The 24,440-nt window shown below is 69.2% G+C and carries 24 protein-coding genes; 17 read left to right on the top strand and 7 right to left on the bottom strand.

Features of this window, described 5'->3' with window-relative positions; genetic code table 11:
* Window positions 1-70: 70 nt before the first annotated feature.
* The 8 genes from HUW10_RS05010 (at window position 71) to eda (ending at window position 8,583) form a co-directional block, all read left to right on the top strand.
* On the top strand, window positions 71-982 hold the full coding sequence (locus HUW10_RS05010) for a carbohydrate ABC transporter permease (RefSeq protein WP_174502503.1): 912 nt from the start codon (window positions 71-73) through the stop codon (window positions 980-982).
* A gap of 10 nt (window positions 983-992) precedes the next feature.
* On the top strand, window positions 993-1,814 hold the full coding sequence (locus tag HUW10_RS05005; RefSeq protein ID WP_174502502.1) for a carbohydrate ABC transporter permease: 822 nt from the start codon (window positions 993-995) through the stop codon (window positions 1,812-1,814).
* 9 nt (window positions 1,815-1,823) lie between these two features.
* Complete coding sequence (locus HUW10_RS05000) at window positions 1,824-2,921, top strand: ABC transporter ATP-binding protein (protein ID WP_174502501.1); 1,098 nt, start codon at window positions 1,824-1,826, stop codon at window positions 2,919-2,921.
* A gap of 36 nt (window positions 2,922-2,957) precedes the next feature.
* Window positions 2,958-3,731, top strand: coding sequence for an SDR family NAD(P)-dependent oxidoreductase (locus tag HUW10_RS04995; protein ID WP_174502500.1), 774 nt, complete (start codon window positions 2,958-2,960; stop codon window positions 3,729-3,731).
* A gap of 7 nt (window positions 3,732-3,738) precedes the next feature.
* Window positions 3,739-4,512 carry an L-iditol 2-dehydrogenase gene (locus HUW10_RS04990; RefSeq protein WP_174502499.1) on the top strand — a complete coding sequence of 258 codons (774 nt, stop codon included), beginning with the start codon at window positions 3,739-3,741 and terminating at the stop codon, window positions 4,510-4,512.
* Window positions 4,513-4,592: 80 nt separating this feature from the next.
* On the top strand, window positions 4,593-6,092 hold the full coding sequence (gene zwf, locus HUW10_RS04985; RefSeq protein ID WP_174502498.1) for a glucose-6-phosphate dehydrogenase: 1,500 nt from the start codon (window positions 4,593-4,595) through the stop codon (window positions 6,090-6,092).
* A gap of 44 nt (window positions 6,093-6,136) precedes the next feature.
* Window positions 6,137-7,951 (top strand): phosphogluconate dehydratase, encoded by a 1,815-nt coding sequence (gene edd / locus HUW10_RS04980; RefSeq protein ID WP_174502497.1) that lies wholly within the window; start codon window positions 6,137-6,139, stop codon window positions 7,949-7,951.
* A complete protein-coding gene (gene eda / locus HUW10_RS04975) occupies window positions 7,948-8,583 on the top strand; it encodes a bifunctional 4-hydroxy-2-oxoglutarate aldolase/2-dehydro-3-deoxy-phosphogluconate aldolase (RefSeq protein ID WP_174502496.1) in 636 nt (211 codons plus the stop codon). The genes edd and eda overlap by 4 nt, the downstream gene beginning before the upstream one ends.
* 45 nt (window positions 8,584-8,628) lie before the next feature.
* On the opposite strand, the gene HUW10_RS04970 is transcribed toward eda, so the two are convergent.
* Window positions 8,629-9,903, bottom strand: a complete 1,275-nt coding sequence (locus HUW10_RS04970) for a sodium:proton antiporter (protein ID WP_174502495.1) — start codon at window positions 9,901-9,903, stop codon at window positions 8,629-8,631.
* Window positions 9,904-10,015: 112 nt separating this feature from the next.
* Between HUW10_RS04970 and HUW10_RS04965 the strand changes: the two genes are divergently transcribed.
* Genes HUW10_RS04965 through HUW10_RS04935 form a run of 7 tightly spaced genes read left to right on the top strand, consistent with a single transcriptional unit; the run spans window position 10,016 to window position 16,348 of the window.
* Window positions 10,016-10,657, top strand: coding sequence for a carbon monoxide dehydrogenase subunit G (locus tag HUW10_RS04965; RefSeq protein ID WP_174502494.1), 642 nt, complete (start codon window positions 10,016-10,018; stop codon window positions 10,655-10,657).
* Window positions 10,654-11,556 carry a MoxR family ATPase gene (locus tag HUW10_RS04960; RefSeq protein WP_174502493.1) on the top strand — a complete coding sequence of 301 codons (903 nt, stop codon included), beginning with the start codon at window positions 10,654-10,656 and terminating at the stop codon, window positions 11,554-11,556. The genes HUW10_RS04965 and HUW10_RS04960 overlap by 4 nt, the downstream gene beginning before the upstream one ends.
* Entirely contained in the window at window positions 11,553-12,764 is a 1,212-nt protein-coding gene (locus HUW10_RS04955; RefSeq protein ID WP_174502492.1) for a VWA domain-containing protein, read from the top strand. Before HUW10_RS04960 ends, HUW10_RS04955 begins: the two co-directional genes overlap by 4 nt.
* Complete coding sequence (locus HUW10_RS04950; RefSeq protein ID WP_174502491.1) at window positions 12,761-13,093, top strand: XdhC family protein; 333 nt, start codon at window positions 12,761-12,763, stop codon at window positions 13,091-13,093. The genes HUW10_RS04955 and HUW10_RS04950 overlap by 4 nt, the downstream gene beginning before the upstream one ends.
* Complete coding sequence (locus HUW10_RS04945; RefSeq protein WP_174502490.1) at window positions 13,090-13,776, top strand: XdhC family protein; 687 nt, start codon at window positions 13,090-13,092, stop codon at window positions 13,774-13,776. Before HUW10_RS04950 ends, HUW10_RS04945 begins: the two co-directional genes overlap by 4 nt.
* On the top strand, window positions 13,773-15,392 hold the full coding sequence (locus tag HUW10_RS04940; protein WP_174502489.1) for an NTP transferase domain-containing protein: 1,620 nt from the start codon (window positions 13,773-13,775) through the stop codon (window positions 15,390-15,392). Before HUW10_RS04945 ends, HUW10_RS04940 begins: the two co-directional genes overlap by 4 nt.
* Window positions 15,389-16,348, top strand: a complete 960-nt coding sequence (locus HUW10_RS04935) for a D-glycerate dehydrogenase (RefSeq protein WP_174502488.1) — start codon at window positions 15,389-15,391, stop codon at window positions 16,346-16,348. Before HUW10_RS04940 ends, HUW10_RS04935 begins: the two co-directional genes overlap by 4 nt.
* A gap of 31 nt (window positions 16,349-16,379) precedes the next feature.
* On the opposite strand, the gene HUW10_RS04930 is transcribed toward HUW10_RS04935, so the two are convergent.
* The 6 genes from HUW10_RS04930 to HUW10_RS04905 form a co-directional block, all read right to left on the bottom strand.
* Window positions 16,380-16,541, bottom strand: coding sequence for a hypothetical protein (locus HUW10_RS04930; protein WP_174502487.1), 162 nt, complete (start codon window positions 16,539-16,541; stop codon window positions 16,380-16,382).
* A 197-nt stretch (window positions 16,542-16,738) separates the two neighbouring features.
* Window positions 16,739-17,845 (bottom strand): substrate-binding domain-containing protein, encoded by a 1,107-nt coding sequence (locus HUW10_RS04925; RefSeq protein ID WP_174502486.1) that lies wholly within the window; start codon window positions 17,843-17,845, stop codon window positions 16,739-16,741.
* Window positions 17,842-18,906 (bottom strand): ABC transporter permease, encoded by a 1,065-nt coding sequence (locus HUW10_RS04920; RefSeq protein ID WP_174502485.1) that lies wholly within the window; start codon window positions 18,904-18,906, stop codon window positions 17,842-17,844. Before HUW10_RS04920 ends, HUW10_RS04925 begins: the two co-directional genes overlap by 4 nt.
* The gene (locus tag HUW10_RS04915) at window positions 18,893-20,410 is read right to left on the bottom strand and encodes a sugar ABC transporter ATP-binding protein (protein WP_174502484.1); all 1,518 of its coding nucleotides are present in this window, start codon (window positions 20,408-20,410) and stop codon (window positions 18,893-18,895) included. Before HUW10_RS04915 ends, HUW10_RS04920 begins: the two co-directional genes overlap by 14 nt.
* Complete coding sequence (locus HUW10_RS04910) at window positions 20,407-21,291, bottom strand: NAD(P)-dependent oxidoreductase (RefSeq protein WP_174502483.1); 885 nt, start codon at window positions 21,289-21,291, stop codon at window positions 20,407-20,409. Before HUW10_RS04910 ends, HUW10_RS04915 begins: the two co-directional genes overlap by 4 nt.
* The gene (locus HUW10_RS04905; protein ID WP_174502482.1) at window positions 21,288-22,085 is read right to left on the bottom strand and encodes a glucose 1-dehydrogenase; all 798 of its coding nucleotides are present in this window, start codon (window positions 22,083-22,085) and stop codon (window positions 21,288-21,290) included. The genes HUW10_RS04910 and HUW10_RS04905 overlap by 4 nt, the downstream gene beginning before the upstream one ends.
* A 147-nt stretch (window positions 22,086-22,232) precedes the next feature.
* On the opposite strand from HUW10_RS04905, the gene HUW10_RS04900 reads away from it, so the two are divergent.
* Window positions 22,233-23,261 carry an L-idonate 5-dehydrogenase gene (locus HUW10_RS04900; RefSeq protein ID WP_174502481.1) on the top strand — a complete coding sequence of 343 codons (1,029 nt, stop codon included), beginning with the start codon at window positions 22,233-22,235 and terminating at the stop codon, window positions 23,259-23,261.
* Window positions 23,262-23,272: 11 nt separating this feature from the next.
* Entirely contained in the window at window positions 23,273-24,352 is a 1,080-nt protein-coding gene (locus HUW10_RS04895; RefSeq protein ID WP_174502480.1) for a LacI family DNA-binding transcriptional regulator, read from the top strand.
* The last annotated feature ends 88 nt before the right edge of the window (window positions 24,353-24,440 follow it).

Here is a 24,440-nt window from a genome sequence, read left to right as displayed (position 1 = left end):
GCGGCAACAGGGTGGCGTCGCTCCGGGTCGACTGGAGCGACGCCCCCCCCTCGGAAAGCGGGAGCGTGCGATGAGCCAGTCGACGTCAGCCACGATAACGCCGAGCGGATCGGACGCCACGCAGCGCCGCCAGGTGAGAACCCTGCCGCTGCTGTTGCCCGCGGTCATCCTTCTGCTCCTCTGGTCGATCCTGCCGCTGCTGCAGACGATCCTCTACTCGTTTCAGCACTACAATCTGATGGAGCCGCCCGCTGCCTATAATGGCGGCCTCAATTACACTTATCTCTTCACCGATTCCTCGACCTGGACGGCGATCTGGAACAGCGTTGTGCTGGTCGCCGGCGTGCTCGCCGCCTCGATCGTCTTCGGCACGCTCATCGCCCTGCTGCTGAACAACGACTTCCCCGGCCGCAACATCGCCCGGCTGATGGCGATCGCGCCCTTTTTCGTGATGTCGCCGGTTGCCGCCCTGATCTGGAAGAACCTGCTGCTCGATCCGGTCAGCGGCCTCGCCGGCTGGCTGATGACGCTGATCGGCCTCAAACCCATAGCCTGGTTCAGCGTCTATCCGATGCTCTCGATCGTGATCATCTATTCATGGCGCTGGATTCCCTTTGCCACCCTCATCCTGCTCACCGCCCTGCAATCGCTCGATACCGACCAGCTCGAAGCCGCGCGGATGGATGGTGCGAAGGGCCTCGCCCGCCTGCGCTACATTGTGCTGCCGCATCTCGGAAGGCCGATCTCGATCGTGGTGATGCTGGAATCGATCTTCATGCTCTCGGCCTTCGCCGTCATCTACACCACCACGAATGGCGGCCCTGGCGATGCGACGACGACCCTGACCTACATGATCTTCATCCGCGCGCTCAACGATTTTTCGATCGGCAGCGCCTCTGCGGCAGGTGTGTTCGCGATCGTGCTTGCCAACATCCTCGCCTTCTTCCTCATCCGCGCGGTCTCGCGCACGTTGCAGGCGTGAGGCCCCGCCGATGAAATCCTCCCTCGCCAGCCGCGTCGTCCTCGGCCTCCTCGCCTGGGCGGCCGCGTTCATCATGTTCTTTCCCATCCTCTGGATGCTCGTCACCGCCTTCAAGACCGAAGGCCAGGCCATCGCCATTCCCCCGCTGCTGATCTTTGCGCCGACGCTCAGGAGCTTTTTCGACGCGACGCAGAATGCCGGCTACCTGCTCTTCGCGCTGAACAGCGTGATCGTCAGCGTCGGTGCGACCGTGCTCGCCATCGCCATCGCCTTTCCCGCCGCTTACGCGCTCGCCTTCTTCCCCGGCAAGCGCACGGAATTTACCCTGATGTGGATGCTCTCGACCAAGATGCTCCCGGCGGTCGGCGTGCTCATGCCCATCTATCTCTTCCTCAAGAACGTCCACCTGCTCGACACGCGGCTTGGTCTCGTGGCCATCGACACGCTGATGAACCTGCCCATTGTGGTCTGGATGCTCTACTCCTTCTTCAAGGACATACCTCACGAAATTCTCGAAGCCGCGCGCGTCGACGGTGTTGGCCCCCGCCAGCAGATGATCCATCTGCTGCTCCCGCTCGCGGGTCCGGGGGTGGCCTCCACGGCACTGCTCTCGGTCATCCTCGCCTGGAACGAGGCATTCTGGAGCATCAACGTCACCGCCTCCCATGCCGGGACGCTCGCCGCCTACATCGCGCGGTTCTCGGCGCCGGAGGGGTTGTTCTGGGCGAAACTCTCGGCGGCCTCGGTTCTCGCGGTCGCCCCCATTCTGGTCTTTGGCAGCCTGACCCAGCGCCGCCTCGTGCGCGGGCTCACATTCGGCGCGGTGAAATAGGAGCGGATCATGGCGAAACTTCTGCTTGAAAAGGTCGAGAAGCGATATGAAGGCTTCCACGCCATCAAGGGCGTGGACCTGTCGATCGACGATCGCGAGTTCGTCGTCTTCGTCGGTCCCTCGGGCTGCGGCAAGACGACGCTGCTGCGCATGATCGCGGGGCTCGAGGAAATCTCCGGCGGCGATTTCAGCATCGATGGTGTCCGCGCCAACGAGATCCCCCCGGACAAGCGCGGCCTTGCCATGGTGTTCCAGACCTATGCGCTCTACCCGCATATGACGGTCGCGGAAAACATGGGCTTCGCGCTCAAGATGGCAAAGGTGCCCAAGGCCGAGATCGAGCGGAAGGTCGCCCACGCCGCCGAGATGCTGCAACTCGACAAGGTGCTGGCCCGCCGCCCCAAGGCACTCTCCGGCGGCCAGCGCCAGCGCGTGGCCATCGGCCGCGCCATCGTTCGCAATCCGAAAGGATTCCTGTTCGACGAACCGCTGTCGAATCTCGACGCGGCGCTGCGCGTGCAGATGCGCACCGAGCTGGTGAAGCTGAACAAGCAGCTGGAGACCACGATGATCTACGTCACCCACGATCAGGTCGAGGCGATGACGATGGCAGACCGCATCGTGGTGCTGAACGGCGGCATCGTCGAGCAGGTGGGCTCGCCGCTCGAACTCTACCACAACCCCGCCAATCTCTTCGTCGCCGGTTTCATCGGCTCGCCCAAGATGAACCTGCTGGAAGGCGAGATCGCTGCGCGAGACGATGCCGGTGCGGATGTGAAACTCGATGATGGCGGCACAATCCGCGTCGAGGCGGCGAACATCGCCGCCGCCCCCGGCCTGCGCGTCACCCTCGGCACCAGGCCCGAGCACACCGCGCTCGCCGCCGATGGCGAGATCGGCGGCACCGCCGATTTCGTCGAGCATCTCGGCAACGAAACCCTGGTCTACGTCAAGCGCCCCGGCGAGAAGCAGATGATCGTCAAGGCCGACGATCTCGCCGGCGTGCGCATGGGCGATCCCGTGCGCATGAAGCCGCAATCCACCCGCGCTGTCCTGTTCGGACCGGACGGCAAGGCGCTGCTGCGGCGCGAATTCCACCTGCACTGAGCACGTAGCCAGTGCCGGACAACACAAGGAGCGGACATGTATCTCGAGAAATATGACCTCAAGGGGCGCAACGCGGTCGTCACCGGCGGCGGCCGCGCGATCGGCCTCGCCTGTTCGACCGCTCTGGCCGAAGCCGGCGCGCATGTGATCATCGCCGATCGCGATGCCAATGTCTGCGAGGAGGGCAAGGCCGAACTCGCGAAGCTCGGCCATACCGCCGAATCCGTTGTGCTCGACGTCACCGATCCCGAAGCGGTGAACGCGGCGGCCGACGCGCTTAACGCGAGGCTCGGCGCGATCGACATCCTGGTGAACAATGCCGGCATCGCCCGCTCGGGCGTCGCCGCCGAGGACGTGACCGACGAGCACTGGCTCGACGTCATCAACGTCAATCTCAACGGCGTGTTCTGGTGCGCCCGCGCCTTCGGCCGCGCGATGCTCGCCCGCCAGCGCGGCGTCATCGTCAACACCGGCTCGATGTCCGGCTTCATCTCGAACAAGCCGCAGAAGCAGTCCTTCTACAACGCCTCGAAAGCCGCGGTGCATCACCTCACTCGCTCGCTCGCCGGCGAATGGGCCGATCGCGGTGTGCGTGTCAACGCCGTCGCCCCCACCTATATCGACACGCCGCTGACCCGCTTCGGCATGGAAGATCCCGAGCTCAACCGCATCTGGCTCGACATGACGCCGATGCACCGCGTTGGCCAGCCGCACGAAATCGCCTCGGTGGTGCTCTTCCTCGCCTCCGATGCGTCGAGCCTGATGACCGGCTCGATCGTCCTCGCCGATGGCGGCTACACGGTCTGGTGAGGCGGCGATGAGCGGGCGCCTGCAGGGCAAATACGCCGCCATCACCGGCGGGGCAGGGGGGATCGGCCGGGCGATGGCCGCCGGCTACATCGCCGAGGGGGCGAGGGTTTGCATCGCCGACCGCTCGCGTGAGGCGGCGGAAGCCATAGCGCGCGAACTCGGGCCGCAGGCGCATGCCTGCGCGCTCGATGTGGCGGAGATGGACTCGATCGCCGCCTTCGCCGATTTCACCGCCGCGCGCGGCGGGCTCGACATCCTGGTGAACAACGCCGCCGTGTTCGACCTCGCGCCGATCGCCGACATCACCGAGGCGAGCTACGACCTCCTCTTCGCCGTCAACGTCAAGGGCCTGCTCTTCACCCTGCAAGCGGTGGCGCGGCAGATGATTGCCAATGGCCGGCGCGGGCGGATCATCAACATGGCCTCGCAGGCCGGCCGCCGCGGCGAGGCGCTGGTCGGCGTCTACTGCGCCACCAAGGCTTCGGTGATCAGCCTCACCCAGTCCGCCGGGCTCGACCTGATCCGCCACGGCATCCGCGTCAACGCCATCTCCCCCGGCGTGGTCGATACGCCGATGTGGCAGCAGGTCGATGCGCTGTTCGCTCACTACGAAAACCTTTCGATCGGCGAGAAGAAGCGCCAGGTCGGCCTCGCCGTGCCCTATGGCAGGATGGGCCGGCCGGACGATCTCGTCGGCGCCGCCATCTTCCTCGCTTCCGACGAGGCGGAATACATCATCGCCCAGACGCTGAACGTCGATGGCGGCAACTGCATGAACTGAACGTGCGCGGGTCGCCGGTGTTGAAGTGCCCGGCGGCCCGGCCTATACCGGATGGCGGCAACAAGGAATTATTTTGACCCATGAATTTTTCCCAGCCCATCATTGACCCGTTCGACTACGTTGTGTTCGGCGGCACTGGCGACCTCGCTCGCCGCAAGCTGTTGCCCGCGCTCTACCTCCGGGATCTCGACGGCCAGCTGCCGGATTCCTCGCGCATCGTCGGCTCCGCCCGCACCGAACTGTCCGCCGCGGGATTCCGCGACCTGGTCGAGGCGAGCCTGCGCGAATTCATCGCCGACAAGCTCGACCAGGCGGTCCTCGCCCGCTTTCTCGCCCGGCTGCATTATGTCTCGGTCGATGCCAAGGCCGCGCGCGGCTGGCCCGAACTCGCCGCCCTGCTCGGGGATGCGCCGCGCCAGATCCGCGTCTTCTACCTTGCCACCGCCCCCGAGCTCTACGGCCCGATCGCCGACAACATCCATGCCCACGGGCTGCAAACGCCCGAAACCCGCATCGTGCTGGAAAAGCCGATCGGCCACGACCTCGCCTCCGCCCGCGCCATCAACGACCGTGTCGGCGCGGTGTTCGAGGAACGCAACATCTTCCGCATCGATCACTATCTCGGCAAGGAAACGGTGCAGAACCTGCTGGTGCTGCGCTTCGCCAACTCGCTGTTCGAGCCGGTCTGGAACCATGACGGGATCGACCATGTGCAGATCACCGTCGCCGAGACCGTCGGCGTCGAGGATCGCGGCGGCTATTACGATCATACCGGCGCGTTGCGCGACATGATCCAGAACCACCTGATGCAGCTGCTCTGCCTCGTGGCGATGGAACCGCCCGCCACGCTCGACCGCGAGGAAGTGCGCGACGAAAAGATCAAGGTGCTGAAATCCCTCGCCCCGATTTCCCGTGACGATATCGCAACGAAAACTGTCCGCGGCCAGTATCGCGCCGGCGCCATCAAGGGCGGCCCGGTGAAATCCTATGCCGAGGAAAACGACATCGCCCCCGGCTCCACCACCGAAACCTTCGCCGCCCTCAAGGTCGAGGTCCGCAACTGGCGCTGGGCTGGCGTGCCGTTCTACCTTCGCACCGGCAAGCGGATGCCCGAGAAGGTTTCCGAAATCGTCATCCAGTTCAAGCCGGTGCCCTACTGGATCTTCCCCACTGGCTCGGACCGCGCGATGCCGAACCGCCTCGTCATCCGCGTGCAGCCCGACGAGCATATCCGCCTGCATCTTTGGACGAAGGAACCCGGCCCCGGCGGGCTGCGCCTGCGCAACGCCCCGCTCAATCTGAGCTTCGCCGAAACCTTCAAGAACAATCACATGCCCGATGCCTATGAGCGCCTGCTGATGGATGTGGTGCGCGGCAACGCCACATTGTTCATGCGGCGCGACGAGGTCGAGGCCGCCTGGGAATGGACCGAATCCATCCTGGATGCCTGGAAATCCGCCGGCGATCGTCCCAAGCTCTACACCGCCGGCACCTGGGGCCCGTCCGAGGCGGTGGCGATGATCGTCCGCGACGGCCGCACCTGGTTCGACGAACAGGCCGGCTACGGCGCCGGCGACTGACACGCCTCCTCAAAGGGGGCGCGCGTATTGCGAGGAGCAAAAACATGGTTCAGGATGCGATCGCACGGGTCACCGACCGGATCAGGGCGCGCAGCGAGGCCGGGCGTGCGACCTATCTCGCCCGCACCGAAGCGATGATTTCGCGCGGCGTGCACCGCAGCGCGGTCGGCTGCGCCAATCTCGCCCACGCCCTGGCCGGCTGCGCCAAGGCCGAGCAGGACGACCTCAAGCGCGACGACAAGCCGAATATCGGCATCGTCACCTCCTATAACGACATGCTCTCGGCGCATCAGCCCTTCGGCCGGTTCCCCGACCTCATCAAGCACGCGGTGCGCGAGGCCGGCGGCATCGCCCAGGTCGCCGGCGGCGTGCCGGCGATGTGCGACGGCGTCACCCAGGGGCGGGAAGGGATGGAGCTCTCGCTCTTCTCGCGCGACGTCATCGCCATGGCCACCGCCATCGCCCTCTCGCACGACGTGTTCGATGGCGCGCTGCTGCTCGGCGTCTGCGACAAGATCGTCCCCGGCCTCGTGATCGCTGCCCTGTCCTTCGGCCACCTGCCGTCGATCTTTGTCCCCGCCGGGCCGATGCCATCGGGCATTTCCAACACCGAGAAATCCCACGTCCGCCAGCTCTACGCCGAGGGCAAGGTCGGCCGCGAGGAACTGCTCGAATCCGAAATCGGCGCCTATCACAGCCCCGGCACCTGCACTTTCTACGGCACCGCGAACTCCAACCAGATGCTGATGGAGATCATGGGCCTGCATCTGCCCGGCGCCTCCTTCGTCAACCCCGGCACCGACCTGCGCGACGCGCTGACCGGTGCGGCTGCGAAGCGCATCCTCGAAATCACCGCCCGCGGCAACGAATTCACCCCGGTCGGCCAGATGGTCGACGAGCGGACGGTGGTGAACGGCATGATTGGCCTGCTCGCCACCGGCGGCTCGACCAACCACACCATCCACCTTGTCGCCATGGCCCGCGCCGCCGGCATCGCCATCACCTGGCAGGATTTTTCCGATCTTTCCGAACACATCCCGCTGCTCACCCGCATCTATCCCAATGGCAGTGCCGACGTGAATCATTTCCAGGAAGCCGGCGGCATGCCGGTGCTGATCGGCGCCCTGCTCGATGCCGGCCTGCTGCACGGCGATGCCCGCACCGTCTGGAGCCCGGACGGATTGCAGGCCTATCGCGACCAGCCGGTGCTGGAGGAAAAAATCCTGCGCTGGAAACCCGCCCCGGCCGCAAGCCTCAACCGCGACATCCTGCGCGACGCGGCCGAGCCCTTCAGCAAGGATGGCGGCCTGCGCATCATGCACGGCAATCTCGGCCAGGCGGTCACCAAAATCTCCGCCGTCAAGCCCGAGCACCGCGTCGTCATCGCCCCGGCCCGCGTCTTCCGCAGCCAGGAAGCGATGCAGGAGGCGTTCAAGGCCGGCGAGCTGCACCGCGATTTCGTCGCCATCGTCACCCATCAGGGCCCGCAGGCGAACGGGATGCCCGAATTGCACAAGCTCACACCCCCCCTCGGCGTGTTGCAGGATCTCGGCTTCAAGGTCGGCCTCGTCACCGACGGGCGGATGTCCGGCGCCTCCGGCAAGGTGCCCTCGGCGATCCATGTGACGCCGGAATGCGCCTGCGGCGGCGCGCTGGCGAAGGTGAGGGATGGCGACATGATCAGGCTCGACTGCGAGGCCGGCATATTGGAGGTTCAGGTGGATCAGGCGGAATTCGCGGCGCGGCCGCTCCCGGAGGTCGATCTCTCGGCGCATCACCACGGCATCGGCCGCGACCTGTTCGGCGCCTTCCGCGCCGCCGTCGCCGGGGCCGATCTCGGCGCGAGCGTCTTCGCATGAACCGCCAGGACGGGCTCGACGCCCTGCTCGCTGTCTCGCCGGTCATCCCGGTCCTGACCATCGACAGCGCTTCCGACGCCGTCCCGCTCGCCCGCGCCCTGATCGAGGGCGGCGTCGGCGTCGTCGAGGTCACGCTGCGCACGAAGGCAGCGATGGAGGCGATCGCGGCGATGGCCGCAGCGGTCCCCGAAATGGTCGTCGGCGCCGGTACCGTGCTCACCCCGTCGCAATATCGCGAGGTCGCGGAAGCCGGTGCCAAATTCGTCGTCTCGCCCGGCTCCAGCCCAGCCGTTCACGCCGCGGCGGCGGCGAGCCGCGTGCCCTTCCTCCCCGGTGCTGCAACCCCGACCGAAGTGCTGCATCTGCTCGAGGCCGGCTTCCGCTACCAGAAATTCTTTCCCGCCGAGCAGGCTGGCGGCATCCCGATGCTCAAGGCGATCGGCGCGCCGATCCACGAGGTCACCTTCTGCCCGACCGGCGGCATCACCCCGGCCTCAGCGCCCGACTATCTCGCACTGGCCAACGTGATCTGCGTCGGCGGCTCATGGCTCACCCCGGCCGATCTGCTCCGCGCCGGGGACTGGCGGGCCATCTCCGCACGCGCTGCCGCCGCTGCCGCCCTGCGGCGCTGAGTCCCCCGCCCGGCGTTAGCCGGCGGAAAACATCAGCGCCCGGCGTCAGCCGGCGAAGAATACAAGCGTCGCCAGAGCGAACAGCGGCAGCAGCACGGCGGAGGCCGCCAGCATGTAGCCAATGAAGCCCGGCATCCGCACACCCCGCCGCGCCGCGATCGCACGAATCATCAAATTCGGCGCGTTGCCGAGATAGGTCAGCGCGCCGAACAACACCGAGCCGGCGGCGAAGCTCGTCAGCAGCGTCGCCGGCGGGGCGACCAGCCGCGCCGCATTCCCCCCCGCCGCCTCGAAGAACATCAGATAGGTCGGCGCGCTGTCGAGAAACGCCGAGGACAGGCCAGAGGCCCAGAACCACAAACCCGCCGATTGCGGCAGCCCCGCCGCCGCGACCGTGCGCAGCACTGGCGGAATCGTCGCGAAGATCGCGAAGAACAGGATGGCGATCTCGCGCATCGGCTCCCAGGCGAACTGGTTGCGCGCGCGGATCGCCCGCGGTGTCACCCGTTCGGAAATCGCGACGAAAATGATTGCCGTCAGCGTGATCGCGATCTGCCCCGCCGGCAGCGATGCCGGCCCGATCGCGACCTCCGGCCCGGGTTTGATCCCGGCCAGCGTCAGCACCGCGATGAAGGCGGCGAGCATCGCGAGATTGCCGCCGCCCCGAACCCTGAGCCGCTCGGCCTGCCGCACCGGCTCGCGCCGCGCCAGCCACCAATCGGCCGCGAATGCGAGGGCCAGCACCGGCACCACCACCACCAGCATCGGCCCGGCAAGGTTGAACAGCGGCCAGAAGAACGGCACCCCGCGCAGGAAGCCGATCAGCAGTGGCGGATCGCCGAGCGGTGTCAGCGCCCCCCCGGCATTGGCGACGACGATGATGAACGCCAGCACCAGATGCCTCACCTCGCGCCGCGCCGCGTTCGCCGCCAGCAACGGATGGATCAGCAGCAGCGAGGCCGCGATCGTCCCCATTGCTGAGGCGAGCAGCGTGCCCACCGCCAGCAGCAGCAGGTTGCCGCCCGGCCGCCCCCACGGCCCGCCGGCGATCAGCACCCCGCCGCCCAGCGTGTAGAGCGCCATCAGCACTGCGATGAAGGGCAGGAAATCCACCAGCCCCGAATGCCACAGCTGCGAAGCCGCCGCCGCCGGCCCGGCCGAAGCCGCCCCGATCACAAAACCGAGCGCCACCCAGAACAGGCTGATCCGCACCATGTGCCGGTGCCACAGACGCGGTGCGAGCCCCGGCAGCAGGGCAAAACTCGCCAGCGTGCCGAAGAACGGCGCGAGCGCCGCAAGCCCGCTTACCTGCGGGGGCATCGCCTGCTGCCTTTCAAGACGAAGCGGTGCAGGGCAGGGCGGATTTGCGCGCGCGGCGCCCTCAAACTAAAGATGCTGAAACGGAACACGGTCACGAAGGAGAGCAGGCCCCATGGAAATGTCGGGAGAACGGCTGATCGCCGCGCCGCGCGAAGCGGTATGGGAAGCGCTGAACGACCCCGATGTCCTCAAGGCGTGCATACAGGGCTGCGAATCCATTGATAAGCTCTCCGATACCGAGATGACCGCGACGGTTGCTGCCAAGATTGGCCCGATTTCCGCCCGGTTCAATGGCAAGGTGACACTGGCCGATCTCGATCCGCCGAACGCCTACACGATTTCCGGCGAAGGGCAGGGTGGTGTTGCCGGCTTCGCCAAGGGCGGGGCGAAGGTCCAGCTTGCCGATGCCGAGGGCGGCACGAAGCTGACCTACCAGGTCTCCGCCCAGATCGGTGGCAAGATGGCGCAGCTCGGCGCCCGCCTCATCGATTCGGTGGCGAAATCCTACGCTGAATCCTTCTTCACCAAATTTTCCGAAAAAGTCGCCCCCGCGCCGGAAGCCGTCCCGGCCCCCGCACCGACCCCGACCAAGGAGATCGCCAGCATGGCCGACCACGCCCACGATCACGCCCACCCCGCCCATGGCGAGGATCGCAGCAACCCGGTCATCGCCGGCCTGCCGCTTGGGATCTGGGTGCCGATCATCATTTCGGCGGTTGTCGTGGCGCTGGTCCTCTCCAAGTACATCGGATGACCGGATCAAACCTCCCGCGCAACGTCGCCGAAACCGCCGAACTGCTCGCCCGCGGTAATTATGTGGCCGACCGGGCGCTGGCTACCAGCGTCCATCTCGCCTTGGCCATGGGCCGCCCGCTCTTCCTCGAGGGCGAGCCCGGCACCGGCAAGACCGAGATCGCCAAGGTGCTGGCCGAGCAACTCGGCCGGCGCCTCGTCCGCCTGCAATGCTATGACGGGCTTGATCTCGCCGCTGCCGCCTATGAGTGGGATCACGCCCGCCAGTTGATGGAAATCCGCCTCGCCGAATCTGGCGGCGCCAGCCGCGCAGCCCTGCGCGAGACGCTCTATTCCGCAGAATTCCTGCTCCGCCGGCCGCTGCTCTCGGCAATCGATCCAGGCCTGCCGCCCGCCGTCCTGCTGATCGACGAGCTTGACCGCGCGGATGAGCCCTTCGAGGCCTTCCTCCTCGAATTGCTGGGTGATTTCCAGATCACCATCCCCGAGCTTGGCACCATCGCCGCCTCCACCCGGCCCGTCGTCGTCATCACCTCCAACCGCACCCGCGAGGTGCACGACGCGATCCGCCGTCGCTGCCTCTACCAGTGGGTGGACTACCCCGATGCCGCCCGCGAGCGCGCAATCCTCGCGGCTCGCGCCCCGGGCGTGCCGGCGAAGCTCTCCGCGCAGGTGGTCGAGTTCGTCCAGCGTATCCGTTCGACCGACATCTTCAAGCTCCCCGGCGTCGCCGAAACCATCGACTGGGCCTCCGCCCTTGCCGCGCTGGACGAGGTCGAACTTGCCCCCGCCGCAGTCGAGGACACGCTCGGCGCCCTGCTGAAATACCAGGACGACATCGCCAAAATCCGTGGCGAGACCGCCGCCCGCCTTACCGGGGAGGCGATCCAGGCGGCATGAGTGCCTCCGATACGGGCCGGCTCGCGCCGAACGTGATGCACTTTGCCCGCCTGCTCCGGCGCGCCGGCCTGCCCGTCGGCCCCGGCGAGGTCATCGCCGCCGCCGAGGCGCTTACCCATGTCGACATCACCGACCGGCGGGTGATGCGCGCGGCGCTGCAGGCGGTGATGCTGCGCCGGCACGAGCACGCGCTGCTGTTCGATCAGGCCTTCTCGGTCTTCTGGCGCAACCCCGACGCCGCCAAATTCGCCCAGATGCTGGCAGCGATGGATGGCCGCGCCCCGCGTGAGGAAAAGGCCGCCGCCGGCGCCCGCCGCCTGGCCGAGGCGATGCAGGCGGCCAGGTCGCGCGAGCAGGAACCCCGCCCCGACGAACGCCGCGAGGTCGACGCGCTGCTTTCCGCCTCAAGCCAGGAACGCCTCGAATCCCTCGATTTCGAAGCGATGAGTGCCGAGGAAATCGCCGCCGCCAAGGCCGAGATCGCCCGCCTCACCCTCCCGCTCGACGAACGGCGCACCCGCCGCTTCCGCCTCGCCGCCCGCGGCAGCCGGGTCGATCTCAAGCGCACCCTGCGCGATTCGATGCGCCATTCCGGCGAGGTGTTCGACATCGCTCGCCGCGTGCCGCTCACCCGTCCGCCGCCGCTCGTCGTCCTGTGCGACATTTCCGGCTCGATGGCCCGCTACGCGCAGATCCTGCTGCACTTCCTCCACGCCATCGCCAACGAGCGCGACCGCGTGACCACCTTCCTCTTCGGCACAAGACTGACCAACATCTCGCGCCAGCTCGCCCGGCGCGACCCGGAAGAGGCGTTCGAGCAGGTCGCCGGCGCGGTGCCGGACTGGTCGGGCGGCACCCGCATCGGCGAGGCGCTCGGCCAGTTCAACCGGCTCTGGGCCCGCCGCGTGCTGGCGCAAGGCGCCGTCGTCCTTCTCGTCACCGACGGGCTGGACCGCGAGGGTGCGGTCGGCCTCGCCGACAACATGGCGCGGCTGCACCGCTCCTCGCGCCGGCTGATCTGGCTCAATCCGCTCTTGCGCTACGATGGCTTCGCGCCGAAATCGCAAGGAGCCCGGGCGATGCTGCCCTATGTCGACGAGTTCCGCCCGGTGCATAACCTGGCCAGCCTGCGCAGTCTGGTCCAAGCCCTGTCGGGCGAGGCGCCGCCGCGACTGCAGGCCGCCGCCCTGTGGGAGACCCGCCAATGAGCGACACCGCATCCGACGCCGAGGACATTCTCGGAATCGCCGCTGCCTGGCACGCGGAAGGCGAACAGGTGGCCATCGCCACCGTCACCAGCACCTGGGGCAGTTCGCCGCGCCGCGTCGGCAGCCGCATGGCGGTCACCGCCTCCGGCCGCATCGCCGGCTCGGTCTCCGGCGGCTGCATCGAGGGCGCGGTGGCCGAGGCTGCCCAGCGCAGCATCGAAACTGGCACGCCGCAGCGCCTCGATTACGGCGTTACTGACGAACGCGCCTGGGAAGTCGGCCTCGCCTGCGGCGGCAAGGTCTCGGTTTTCGTGGAAAAGCTCTCGTGAAGGCCGCCCATCTCGCCGCCCTGCGCGAAGCCGCCGCCGCCCGCCGCCCGGTCGCCTTCGCGACCAACCTTGCCACTGGCGTGGCCTTCATTCTGCCGGACGAGGCCGCGCCCGCCGCCCTCGCTGCCGAGGCCGCCGCCATGCTTGCCGCCGACCGGAGCGGCACCGTCACGATCGGCGACGATGCCTGGTTCATCGAGTCGCGCAACCCGTCCCCCCGGCTGCTCGTCGTCGGCGCGGTGCATATCGCCCAGGCGCTGGTGCCCTTCGCGCTGGCGTCCGGCTTCGCCGTCACCGTGGTCGATCCCCGCCGCGCCTTCGCCACCGCGGATCGCTTCCCCGGCGTCGCCATCGCGACCGACTGGCCTGACGAGGCGCTGGACAGCCTCGGCCTCGATTCCCGCACCGCCGTCGTCACCCTCACGCACGACCCCAAGCTCGACGATCCGGCGCTGCGCCGGGCGCTGGCCGCCGATCCGTTCTATGTCGGCGCGCTCGGCTCGCGGAAAACCCACGCCGCAAGGCTCGATCGCCTGCGCGCCGCCGGGGTGGATGATGCCGCGCTCGCCCGCATCCGCGCCCCGGTCGGCCTCGATATCGGCGCCGTCACCGCGCCCGAAATTGCCCTGTCGATCATCGCCGAAATCGTCGCCGCCCGCCGCGGTCGCCTCGCCGCGCCATGATCTTCGGCGCCGCCCCGCTTGCGGCCGATCTTGCCGGCGCCATCCTCGCCCATAGCCTCAAGACGCGCGACCGCGTGATCCACAAGGGTGCGGTGCTGGATGATGTGCTGATCGCCGCCCTGCGCGCCGCCGGCCACGCCGAGGTCACCGTCGCCCGGCTCGAACCGGGCGATGTGCCGGAGGAGGACGCCGCCCGCCGCCTCGGCGCCCATTTCGCCGGTCCCGGTCTGCGCGTCGCCGCCCCGGTGCATGGCCGCGTCAACGTCTTCGCCGAAGCCCACGGCCTGTTCCGCCTCGATGCCGCCGCCATCGCCGCCCTCAACGGGCTCGACGAGGCGATTGCCCTCGGCACCCTGCCGGATGCCACCCCCGTCGCCCCCGGCGACATGCTGGCAACCCTCAAGATCGTCCCCTTCGCCGTCCCCGGCGCGGTGATGGCGCACGCCGCCTCCCTGCTCGGCGCGGGCGCGCCGCTGCGGATCGAGGCGTTCCGGCCGTTGCGCACCGGCCTCGTCCTCTCCCGCCTGCCGCAGCTGAAGGACGCGGCGATCCGCAACACGATCGAGGCCACCCGCCAGCGCGTCGCCGCCCGCGGCGGTGCCCTGCTCGATCCGATCGAGACCCCGCACGAAACCGCGCCGATCCGCGCCGCGATCGACGCGCTTCTCGCCCAGGGGGCCGATCTCGTGCTGATCGCCGGCGCCTCCGCCGTGACCGACCGCGCCGATGTCGCCCCCGCCGCCATTACCGAGGCCGGTGGCCGGATCGACCGCTTCGGCATGCCGGTCGATCCCGGCAACCTGCTCTGCTTCGGCCGCATCGGTGCGGTGCCCGCCATCGTCCTGCCCGGCTGCGCCCGCAGCCCCCGGCTCAACGGCATCGATTTCGTGCTCGACCGCGTTTTCGCCGGCGAACCGCTCGACGATGCGCTGATCGCCTCGATGGGTATCGGCGGCCTGCTCAAGGATTTCGCCCCCCGCCCCGAACCCCGCGTGCCGCGTGCCGCCCGCCGTACCGCGCCGAAAATCGCCGTCATTGTGCTGGCCGCCGGACGCTCCTCCCGCGCCGCCCCGCAGAACAAGCTCCTCGCCTGCCTGCAGGATGGCCGCGCCCTCGTCGCCGCGACGGTCGATCACGCGCTGGCCGCCCGCGCCGCGCTCGTCCTCGTCGTCACCGGCCATCAGGACGATGCGGTGCGCGAGGCGCTGTCCGGCCGCCCGGTCCGCTTCGTCCACGCCGCCGCCTTCGGCTCCGGCATGGCCGCGAGCCTCGCCGCCGGCATCAACGCTCTGCCGGCGGACACGGCGGCGGCGCTGATCTGTCTGGGCGACATGCCGTTGGTCGATGCAGCCGCGATCGACCGGCTGATCGCCGCCTACGACCCCGATGAGGGCCGTGCCATCGTTGTCCCCACCCATCGCGGCCGCCGTGGCAACCCGATCCTCTGGGACCGGAGCTTCTTCCCCGAAATCGCCGCCCTCACCGGCGATGCCGGCGCGCGCCACATCCTCGCCCGCCATGTCGACCGGATCGCCGAGGTCGAAATGCCCGACGATGCAGTCCTGCGCGATTTCGACACGCGGGACGCGCTGGCCGAACTCAAGGACCGCCCATGAAACCAGGACTGACCATCTCCCGCGTGCTGCCCGAACCGGTCGAGGCCCGCGCCGCCGAGGGCTTCGAAGCCCGGTTCCTCGCGCAGGACGGCGCTTTCGACGCCGCTGGCTTCCTCGCCGCGCTTGATGGCGCCGCCGCCGCCCTGATCACCCCGGCCGACCGGCTCGATGCAGCTTCGATCGCCCGCATCCCCGCCAGCCTACGCGTCCTCGCCACCTTCTCCGTCGGCACCGACCATATCGATCTCGACGCCGCGAAGGCGAGGGGCCTCGCCGTCGTCAACACGCCGGATGTGCTCTCCTTCGCCACCGCCGAGCTGGCCCTCACGCTGATGCTCGCCGCCGCCCGCCGCGCCGCCGAGGGCGAGCGCATCGTCCGCGCCCGCGCCTGGCCGGGCTGGACCCCGACTTACCTCCTGGGCACCAGCCTCCAGGGCAAGACGCTCGGCATCCTCGGCATGGGCCGCATCGGCCAGGCGCTGGCGCGGATGGCGCAGGGTCTGTCGATGCGCGTGGTCTATCACAACCGCCGCCGCCTGAAGCCGGAGCAGGAGGGTGGCGCCGCCTTCATCGCCGACGAGGCCGACTTCCTCGCCGCGGCGGACGTGCTGTCGATCCACCTGCCCGGCGGTGCCGCGACGCTGCACTGGCTGAACGCCGCGCGCATCGCCCGCCTCAAGCCCGGCGCCATCGTGATCAATACCGGCCGCGGCACCACGATCGACGATGAAGCCCTCGCGGCTTCACTTGCCAGCGGCCATCTCGGCGCTGCCGGGCTCGACGTCTTTCCTGCCGAACCCGCCGTGCCCGAAATCTATCTCGGCCTCGAGAATGTCGTCTTGCTGCCCCATCTTGGAAGTGCCACGCGCGAGACCCGCCTTGCGATGGGCATGCTGGCGCTGGACGGGATCGAGGCGATCCTCGCCGGCCAGTCTCCCGTCAACCGCGTGGTCTGAGCCGGGGGCGTCGGGCCGCCTGCCGCCCGTGTCAGAGCGCCAGCGTGATGACCAGTGACGTTGCGGCAAATAGCATGAAGGCAATCAGCCCGGCCCTGTCCTGAACATGCTGCCAGTGGCGGATCTGTCGTCGCAGCGCGGTGATGGCAGGATCGACGATGATCCGGTCGGGCAGTTCGATCGTGGTCGGCATGGCTGCACTCCTTCACGCAGTCGCGGCGATGGGGAAGCTCTACCCCACCGCCGCGTGCTGGTGTGAAGTTTTTATACAGGAACCTCCCCCCGCGCCGTCACCGCGAAATCAGCGTGTCTGTGCTGCACGAGGGGGGCAACCGGCGCGTGAGTGTTGCACGCCGGGATCAACCGGCGTGTGAGTGTTGCGCGCCGGGGTCAGCCGGCGCGGCCCCAGATCCGCAGAAACACCTTCTTGTAGCCGTTCGGCGGGTTGAACACATCCTTGTCGCCACCGTCCTCATTGACGTTCTCGGGGGTGAAGATATGCACGGGATCAGGCTCGGCGACCGCTTTCTGCCCGGCGAAGGCGCGGTTCAACTCGTCCACGCATTGCCAGCCCTCAAGCTCCAGCGGGGCGGCGACGGTCGCGGTCTGGAACTGTTTCGAGCGGATGCGCTGAAAGGCGGATTGCGAGCCGTCGCCGGCCGAGACGTTATAGGGCGGGCCATCGCCGCGATGCCCGGCGGCGGACAGGCCCGGCGCCATGTAGTCGTAATAGAGGTCGTTGATGGCGAGTGAGTAGGTCCAGCTCTTGCCATATTTGGCGAGCAGGGCGGCGGTCACCTGCGGCATCCGCGTCGCAGTCGAGGACAGCGGCACGTTCTCAATGCCGAGCAGGTGGCAGCCCTTGCACGCGCGGATGATCGCCGCCATGCGGTTCGACTTGGCGAGCGCGATCGAGAACTCGCTGGTGGTGAAGATGACGACGCCGGCATGCCCGTCCGAGCGGGCGATGGCGTAGAGGGCAGCGGCGCGGGCGACCTCCAGCGGGTCCTGGGCAACGTTGTAGAGGACGGCAGGTTTCGCGATCGGTCCCGGCTTCGGGCTGACATTCCAGCCGACTACCTTGATCCCGGCCTTGTCGGCCTGTTCGATGAACGGGGCGGATTGCGTCGCATCCAGCCCGCCGAGAACGATGCCGGCCGGCTTCAGCGCGATCGCCTCGGACAGGGCGGCATTCTGCCCGGCCGCCGTGCCCTTGCCGTCGAGCAGGCGGAAGCGCCAGCCGATCGCCTTCGCCGCCGCGCGCACCGCCTTGCCCACGCCGCGCGCCCCGCCATTGGACTGGTTCGACGAGACATAGACGATGAACTTGCCTTCCACCGCCTTCGGCCCGGTGGTCGGCCCGGTATAGGGCAGGGCGGGATTGGTCGCCGCCGCGACATATTGCCGTGCTGTCGCGAGCATCGACGGCGCTGCCAGCGCCTGTGTCGCGAAGCCGGCGACGGACAGTGCCGCCAGCAATATTGTTGTCTTTTTCATGAATCCTCCCCGGTTGCGGCGGGCGTCGGTGGCACCGCCTTGATGAGAACGCCGCGCCGCCGCTGGGCGAGACCGGCCAGGCCGATCGAGACCACGAGGGTGACGCCGTTGAACAGGCTGGAGACAAAGAACGCGCCGCCGAGCTGCTCGATCCCCGAAATGCCGACCGCGAGCAGCAGCTCGGCCACCACCGTGCCCCACACATTCACCCGGCCGGGGCGGATCGTGGTCGACCCGAGAAAGGCGCCGACCAGGGCAGGCAGCAGGTAGCTGAGCCCGAGGCTGGTCGCGCCGATCCGCAGCTGTGCGGCCAGCACCACCGAGGCGAACGCGGTCAGCACGCCGGAGGCGACGAAGACGAGGATGACATGCCGGCGCACCACGATGCCGTTCAGCTCGGCGGCGCGGCGATTGGCGCCGATCGCGTAGAGCACGCGGCCGAGCGGCATCCGCTCGGTCACCAGCCAGAGCAGCAGCGCCACCACCAGCACGTAGACCGCGGGAAAGGGCACGACGCCGAACAGGCGTCCGTCATTGATGGCGGTGAAGGCGGCGGGCAGCGTGCCCACTACCTGCTCGCCGCCGGTATACCATTCGGCGAGGGCGTAGATGATGGTGCCGGTGCCGAGTGTGGCGATGAAACTGTCGATCTGCGCGATCTCGACCAGCATGCCGTTCATCAGCCCGAACAGCCCGCCAAGGCCGAGCACTGCCAGCACCGCCAGCGGCCAGGGCCAGTGATACTGCACCTGCAGGCTGATCGCGATGATCGACCACAGCACGATGCCGTAGCCCACGGTCAGGTCGATCCGCCCGGCGATCATCGGCGGCAGGGCGGCGAGTGCCAGCAGGGCGACGACCGATTTCACCACGAAGATCGCCCTCATGTTGCCCGCCGTGGGGAAAGTGTCCGGCAGCAGCACGGAGAACAGGACGATCAGCGCGACCGTGAGGATCGGCAGGCCATAGACGGTGAGCTGGCGGCGGCGGAGTTCGGCGCGCGGCAGGGCGGCGCGCTCTGCCCCGCTCGGCTCCAGCGCGTCGGACTTAAGCGATTCCATCGCGGATCTCCCCGGCTTCAGGTGGTGCTGCCGCCGCGATGCCGGCGGAGGCGGCGGCGAGCAGGCGTTCCATGGTCAGCGCCGCCCCGGCGATTTCGGCGACCACCGCACCGCGGTCGAAGACCAGCGCGCGGTCGCACAGTTCGGCGATCTCCTCGAAATCCGACGAGACGACGACGATTGCCGCACCGGACGCGGCGGCGGCGGCGAAGAGGCGGTAGATGTCGGCCCTGGCACCGACATCGACGCCGGCGGTCGGGTCTTCGAACACCAGCAGGCGGGCGGCCTGGTCGAGCCAGCGGCCGACCACGACCTTCTGTTGGTTGCCGCCGGAGAGCTGCTCGATCGGCAGCGCGGGATCGTTCGGCCGCAGGCCGACGGTGCGGCCAAGGGCGGCGGCGCGGCGAGCAAGGCGGCCGGGCGGGACGATGGCGAGCGGCTTCATGCCGTGGGCATAGGCGTTGAGGAAGGCGTTCTCGGCGACGGTCAGGCGCGGCGCGGTGGACTCACCCACCCGGTCCCCGGCGACGAAGCCGATGCCGAGCGCCATCGCCGCCTGCGGCGAATCCGGCGCGGATGCGACACCGTCGAGCAGGAGGCTGCCGGCGCTGCGCGGGGCGAGGCCGAACAGGGCGCGGCCGAGGCGCTCCTGCCCGGCGCCGACGAGCCCGGCGAGGCCGAGGATTTCGCCGGCGTGGACCGAAAGGTTGACCGGCGGGCCGCCGGCGACCGAGAGATCCCGGCATTCCAGCCGGACCGCGCCGGGTGCGGTCTCGGCGCGGCGGTGGCGAGCGACGGCGCGGCCCACGATCATGCCGATCAGCGCCCCGGCATCGAGTGTGCCGACCGCGCCGGCACCCGCCAGCCGCCCGTCGCGCAGCACCACCGCCTGATCTGCGAGCGCAAACACCTCGTCCAGCCGGTGCGAGACATAGAGCATCCCCACGCCCTTCGCGCGCAGCCGGCGCAGCGCGGTGAACAACCGCTCGACCTCGGCGGCGGGCAGGCTCGCGGTGGGTTCGTCGAGCACCAGCATCTCGCCCTCGCCAGCCAGCGCCCTTGCGATGGCGACGAGGGCGCGCTCGGCGCGAGCGAGGTCGCGAATGCGGGTTTCGGGGTGAAGATCGACGCCAAGCTCCGCCAGCGCGGCGGCCGCACGGCGGGCGGCGGCACGCCGGTCGATCAGGCCGAGGCGACGTGGAAAGCCCAGCGCGAGGCCGAAATTCTCGGCGATCGTCATCCAGTCGACGAGGCCGAGATCCTGATGGATGAACCGCACCGGCAGGGCGCCGGGGGTGGCCGGCGCGCCGCGAAAGCTGATCTCGCCGCGATCCATCGGGTAGACGCCGGCAAGGATCTTGATGAGCGTGGATTTGCCGGCCCCGTTCTCGCCGAGCAAGGCGACGATTTCGCCAGCGTTGACGGTGAGATCGACCGTATCCAGCGCCCGCGTGCCGCCGAAATTCTTGCAGATGCCGCGCATGGCGAGGAGCGGCGCGGTCATGGCGGGCTGCCTGCATTGCGAGGGAAGGCGCGCATCAGGGCGGCGGTATCCGCCCCGCCGAGTCCCTCGGCGATGCGGGCGCGGTGGGTGGCGAGTGCTGCGTCGAGCAGCGGCAGGGCGAGGCCTGCCTCGGTGGCGAGGCCGGCGGCGCCGGCAAGATCCTTCACCATGTTGTCGAGCCGGCCGGTCGGGGTTTCGTCGCGGGATGCAAACTTGGCGCCGAACTCGCGCAGGATGGCGGAGTCGGCACGGCCGCCCGCAAGCGCCTCGGGCAGGCGTGCGGCATCGACCCCGGCGGCCTCGGCGAGGGCTATTGCCTCGGCAAGAGCGGTAAAGCCGACACCGCAGAGCAGCTGGTTGGCCAGCTTGGCCGCCTGCCCGGCGCCGGTGCCGCCCATCAGGGTGAAGCGGGCGGCGAGATGATCGATCACCGCGCGGGCGGCCTCGAAATCCGCGCTGGTGCCGCCGGCCATCACGGTAAGCCGCCCACCCAGCGCGCCCGGCGCGCCGCCGGAGAGCGGGGCGTCGAGCCACCGCCCGCCGCAGGCGGCGGTGAATCCGGTGGCCAGCGCGCGGGTGGCCGCCGGGTCGATCGAGGACATGTCGATCACCAGCGTATCAGGCCCGGCGACGGCGGCGATGCCGCTATCGCCAAACGTGACGGCGCGGATGCCGGCGGCGTCGTTGAGGCTGAGAATGACGAAGCCGCAGCCGCGCGCGGCCTCGGCCGGGGTGGCGGCGGGCAGGGCGCCCTGAGCGGCGAGGGCGGCGAGCTTGGGGGGATTGCGGTCATGCACGCGCAGGCTGAAGCCGGCGGCGAGCAGGCGGCGGGCGATCGCGCTGCCCATCACCCCCGCGCCGATCAGCCCGATCGTGGTCATACGACGCTCGTCAGCCCGCCATCGACGAAGATCATCTGGCCGTTGACGAAATCCGACGCGGCGCTGGCGAGGAAGATCGCGGCGCCCTTCAGCTCGTCCGGCTCGCCCCAGCGGCCGGCCGGCGTGCGCGCGGCGAGCCATGCGGAGAAATCGGCATCTTCGGTGAGGGCTGCGGTCAGCTCGGTGCGGAAATAGCCGGGCGCGATGGCGTTGACCTGGATGTCCCGCCCGCCCCATTCGGCGCAGAGCCCGCGGGTCAGCTGGCGGACGGCCCCCTTGCTCATCGTGTAGGGGGTGATCGAGGCGCGGCCGAGCTCGCTCTGCACCGAGGCGATGTTGATGATCTTGCCGCGATTGCGGGCGAGCATCCGCCGGCCGACCGCCTGCGCCGTGACGAAGGCGGCACGGACGTTGAGCGCCATGATCCGGTCGAAGGCGTCGAGCGGGAAATCCGCCGCCAAGGCGCGATGCTGCAGCCCGGCATTGTTGACCAGAATGTCGATCGGCCCCTCCGCCTCGATCCGAGCGATGGCCTCGGCGGTGGCGTCGGCGTCGGTGACGTCGAAACAGGCGGCATGGGCGTCGAGCCCAAGGGTGCGCAGCTCGGCGGTGGCGGCCTCCAGCCGGCCGGCATCACGCGCGTTCAGGATCACCGTCGCCCCGGCCTCGGCGAGACCGGTGGCGATGGCGCGGCCGATGCCGCTGCGCCCGCCGGTGATCAGGGCCCTGCGGCCCGAAAGGTCGAACAGCTTCAGTCCCACGTATCCATCCCTCGACCGGTCTGCGCCGGTCATTTTTCTGATCCGCCGGCCCGCGCCGGTCTCGAATTTCGTGCCAGCTCACGCCGGATGCTTGCCGAAGCGCCCAAACCGGCGCATGTTAGCGGTAACAATTTCATGGCGTAACACGAACCCGGCCCACCGCTCAAGGAGGAAATCACCATGACCGCGATCGTGATCCACGGTGCCGGCGATCTCCGGATCGAGGACCGCCCGGCGCCGCCGCCAGGGCCGGACGAAGTGCGCGTGCGAATAAGCCGCGGCGGGATCTGCGGCTCGGACCTGCATTACATGCGCCACGGCGGCTTCGGCCCGGTGCGGCTGGCCGAGCCGATGGTGCTCGGCCACGAGGTCGCCGGCGAGGTGCAGGATGCCGGCGCAGCATCGGGCTTTGTGCCCGGCGAGGCGGTGGCGATCGACCCGTCGCTGCCCTGCGGCACCTGCCGGTTCTGCACTGCCGGGGTGACACAGCATTGCACCGACATGCGGTTCTTCGGCAGCGCGATGCGCCGGCCGCACATCCACGGCGCGTTCCGCGCCGCGATCACGGTGCCGGCGCGCCAACTCGTGCGGCTGCCGGCGGGGCTGACGGTCGAGCGCGCCGCCTTCGCCGAGCCGCTTGCCGTCGGCCTGCACGCCGCAACACGGGCGGCGATCGGGCCGGGGATGCGGGTGATCATCGCGGGGATGGGGCCAATCGGCCTGCTCGCCCTGCTCGCAGCAAGGCATCGCGGTGCCGCCGAAATCGTCGCCTGCGATGTGCTTGGCGGCCCGCTCGCCCTCGCGGCAAGGCTGGGCGCCACCGAAACGGTCGATCTCGCCCGCGAGAAGGACGGGTTGGCCCGCTTCGCCGAAGGCAAGGGCTGGTTCGACGTCGCGATCGAGGCATCGGGCGCGGCATCCTCGCTCGCCGGGCTTATCGGGGTGGTGCGCCCGCAGGGGCGGATCGTCCAACTCGGCCTCGGCGGTGACATGACCCTGCCGCTGATGGCACTGGTAAGCAAGGAAATCGAGCTGGCCGGCGCCTTCCGCTTCGGCCCCGAATTCGCCGAGGCGGTGGCGCTGCTCGCCTCTGGCGCGATCGACCCCGACCCGCTGCTCAGCGCGGTGCTGCCGGCCGAGCGGGCGGTGGAAGCCTTCGCGCTCGCGGCGGACAAGGCGCGAGCGGTGAAGGTCCAGCTCGCCTTCTAGGCGCCGGCGCGATGGCTCCGCCGCTCCGCCGCGCGCCGACGATGGACGATGTCGCCGCCGCTGCAGGCGTGTCGAAAATGACCGTCTCGCGGGCGCTGCGCGGTGCTGTGGTGGCGGCGCCGACGCGGGCGCGGATCATGGAGGCGGTATCCCGGCTCGGCTATGTCCCGCATGCGGCGGCGGGCGCGCTGGCCAGCCGGCGGTCGGGTTTCGTCGCCGCCATCGTGCCCTCGATGGACAATTCGAACTTCGCCGAAACCGTCGCCGGGCTGGAGGCGGCGTTGCGCCAGGCCGGACTGGACCTGCTGCTGGGCACCACGCTCTACAGCAGCGCGCGCGAGGAAGAGCTGCTGCAGACGCTGATGCGGCACCGGCCGGAGGGAATCGTGCTGACCGGCGGAGCGCATAGCCGGCGCGTTGCCGCCTTGCTCAGTCGCTCGGCGTTGCCGGTGGTCGAGACATGGGATCTGCCCGCATCCCCCATCGGCGGGGTGGTCGGCTTCTCCAACCGCGCGGCGGGCGCTGTGATGACGGCGCATCTCGCCGCGATCGGGCGGCGGCGCATCGCCTTTCTCGGCGGCGCCTCGCGGCGTGATCCACGCGGCGAGGAGCGCGGCCGCGGCTATGAGGAGACGCTGGCGGCGTCCGGGCTCGGCCCGCCGCTGGTCTTCCGCCACGGCCAGCCGCCGCTGTCGATGCGGCACGGTGCTGAGGGAATGGCGCGGCTGCTGGAACGCTGGCCGGAGACCGATGCGGTGGTCTGCGCGAGCGACCTGATCGCCTTCGGCGCGATCGGCGAATGCCAGCGACGGGGCATCGCCGTGCCGGAGCGGATCGCGATCGGCGGCTTCGGCGATTTCGAGGTGTCGCGCTGCGCTGTGCCGGCGATCAGTACCGTGGCGGTCGATGCGCGGGGAATCGGTGAGCGCGCCGGGGCGATGCTGGCCCGCGCGGTCGCCGCAAGCCGCCGCGGCGAAATCCTTTCACCCGAGCGCATCGAGGTCGGGCTGCGCCTCGTCGCCCGGGGCAGCTCGCTGCACCCGGCGCACCTAGAGCATCATCCGATCAGATGGAATCATCTGATCGGATAAAGATGCTCGAATTATCAACAAGATAGAGCACGGCATCCGATCCGGATGGATCGGAACGTGCTCTAGCGCAACCGTCCCCCTGACCCCT

Origin of the sequence: Acidiphilium sp. C61, assembly GCF_905116885.1 — a bacterium.
Classification (GTDB): domain Bacteria; phylum Pseudomonadota; class Alphaproteobacteria; order Acetobacterales; family Acetobacteraceae; genus Acidiphilium.
The sequence above is the reverse complement of the archived record's forward strand: the minus strand, read 5'-3'. Positions and strand labels throughout refer to the sequence as shown.